Here is a 2201-nt window from a genome sequence, read left to right on the forward strand (position 1 = left end):
GAAGCTATTAGTATGTCTGACAAGGTAGCTGTACTATCTAAACGACCTTCTACCGTAAAAGGTATATACACTATAAATCTTCGTGAAGATAATGATTTAACACCTCTCCAAACACGTAAGGTTCCAAAGTTCCAAGACTACTTCGATAAATTATGGAAGGAGTTTGATTCTAATGAGGTTAAGTAAAGATTCTCAAGGTTATTTAGATTATATTAAAAAGACTAAAGTCGAAAAACGAAATGTATTATTCTTTCAAATAATTTTATTGGTAGGATTTTTAGTTTTATGGGAAGTTCTTGCAAATTACAATATTATAAATACATTCTTATTTAGTAAGCCAAGTGATATATATCACTTATTTATGAAATATATCCAAAATGGCCAACTTCTAGAACATGTATGGGTGTCAGTTTATGAAACTTTACTTGGACTTGTAATTGGTACAGTTCTTGGAATATTAGTAGCAATTGCTCTATGGTGGTCTAAAAAATTATCAAAAATATTAGATCCTTTTTTAGTTGTATTAAATGCTCTTCCTAAAACTGCACTAGCTCCTATTATTATAGTTTGGGCGGGAGCTGGAATTTCCGGTATAGTAGTAACTGCAGTTACTATTTCAGTAGTTGTTACAATACTATCAGCTTATCAATACTTTATAAGCGTTGATGAAGAAAAAGTTAAAATGCTTAAAAGTTTTGGAGCAAAAAAGCATCAAGTATTATTTAAACTAATACTTCCTGCAAATATAGGAAACCTTATAAACCTTACTAAGATAAATATTGGTATGGCATGGGTTGGTGTTATAGTAGGGGAATTCTTAGTTTCTAGAAGTGGTATTGGATATCTAATAGTTTATGGTAGCCAAGTATTTAAATTAGATTTAGTTATGATGGGTGTCTTTGTCTTAGCATTTTGTGCTTGGGTTATGTATGAAATTTTAAATATTGTTGAAAAAATATATAATTCAAGAAGATAATATTTTTTAAATTTAAGAAGATTAATTATATATAATAAAAAATTTATAAATTATGTTGTGCATCTTATTAAAAGTAACAATTAAACTGTAAAACTAATAATATGTAATATCGTTAGTATTTTTTAATACTACAGACTTTTTATATAAGGGGGATTAATATGTTTAAAAAGTTTATTACGCTTACTAGCTCCTTAGCATTAAGCGCCCTTTGCCTTACAGGATGCACAAATAACACTACTAAAACTCCACAAGAAAAAAAATTAGATAAAGTTACTATTGCAGAAGTTACTCATTCAGTATTTTATGCTCCACAATATGCAGCTATAACAAAAGGATTTTTTGAGGATGAAGGTATTGATATTGATATCATAAATACTCAAGGTGCTGACAAAACTATGGCTGCTTTAATATCAGGAGAAGCTCAAATCGGTCTTATGGGCCCTGAAGCATCAATTTATGTTTATAATCAAGGAAGCAAGGATTATGCAGTAAATTTTGCTCAACTTACTAAAAGAGACGGAAGTTTCTTAATGGCTAGAGAAGAAATGCCTAATTTCAAATACGAAGATTTAAAAGGTAAAGAGATTCTTGGAGGAAGAAAAGGTGGAGTTCCTCTAATGACGTTTGAATATGTATTAAAGAAAAATGGACTTAAAATAGGTGAAAATACTGCTAAGGGTGAAACTAACCTTAGAACCGACGTTCAATTTGGGGTAATGGCAGGTGCTTTTGCTGGTGGTGAAGCTGATTTTACAACAGTATTTGAACCAACTGGAACTCAAATGGAAAAAGAAGGTAGCGGACATATAGTAGCTTCAATAGGTAAAGACTCTGGTGAAATACCTTATACTGCTTATTCTACTACTAAGTCATATATGGATAATAATGCTGATTTAATACAAAGATTTACTAACGCATTATATAAAGGTCAACAATGGGTTAAAACTGCTTCTAACGAAGAAATAGCTAAAGCTATGCATCCATTCTTTGAAGATATAGAAATGGATGATTTAGTAAAAGTCGTTGATAGATATAAGTCAATAGATGCATGGTCTACTGATCCTCTATTAAAAGAAGAATCTTTAAATGCTTTAATGAACGTTATGAAAGAAGCTAATGAATTAGATAAAGAACCTCCTTACAGCGACATAGTTAATACTGAGTTTGCAAATACTGCTATATCTAATAATAAATAGATTCAATATAAAATAGAGATATGCTTTAA

2 protein-coding genes and 1 pseudogene are annotated in these 2201 nt (G+C 30.1%); all 3 read left to right on the forward strand.

Annotated elements, in window-relative coordinates:
* Positions 1-186, forward strand: a pseudogene (locus JWF52_RS12020) (ABC transporter ATP-binding protein); the annotation flags it as partial.
* On the forward strand, positions 173-976 hold the full coding sequence (locus JWF52_RS12025) for an ABC transporter permease (protein ID WP_208333805.1): 804 nt from the start codon (positions 173-175) through the stop codon (positions 974-976). The pseudogene JWF52_RS12020 and the gene JWF52_RS12025, both read left to right, overlap by 14 nt.
* A 158-nt stretch (positions 977-1134) precedes the next feature.
* Positions 1135-2172, forward strand: coding sequence for an ABC transporter substrate-binding protein (locus JWF52_RS12030; RefSeq protein WP_208333806.1), 1038 nt, complete (start codon positions 1135-1137; stop codon positions 2170-2172).
* Positions 2173-2201 lie beyond the last annotated feature (29 nt).

Source organism: Clostridium sp. CCUG 7971 (genome assembly GCF_017590215.1).
Classification (GTDB): domain Bacteria; phylum Bacillota; class Clostridia; order Peptostreptococcales; family Peptostreptococcaceae; genus Faecalimicrobium.

What these genes read in the sequence shown, in the direction of transcription:
- JWF52_RS12030 (WP_208333806.1), top strand. Translation starts at nt 1,135, where the DNA reads ATGTTTAAAAAGTTTATTACGCTTACTAGCTCCTTAGCATTAAGCGCC.
- JWF52_RS12025 (WP_208333805.1), top strand. Translation starts at nt 173, where the DNA reads ATGAGGTTAAGTAAAGATTCTCAAGGTTATTTAGATTATATTAAAAAG.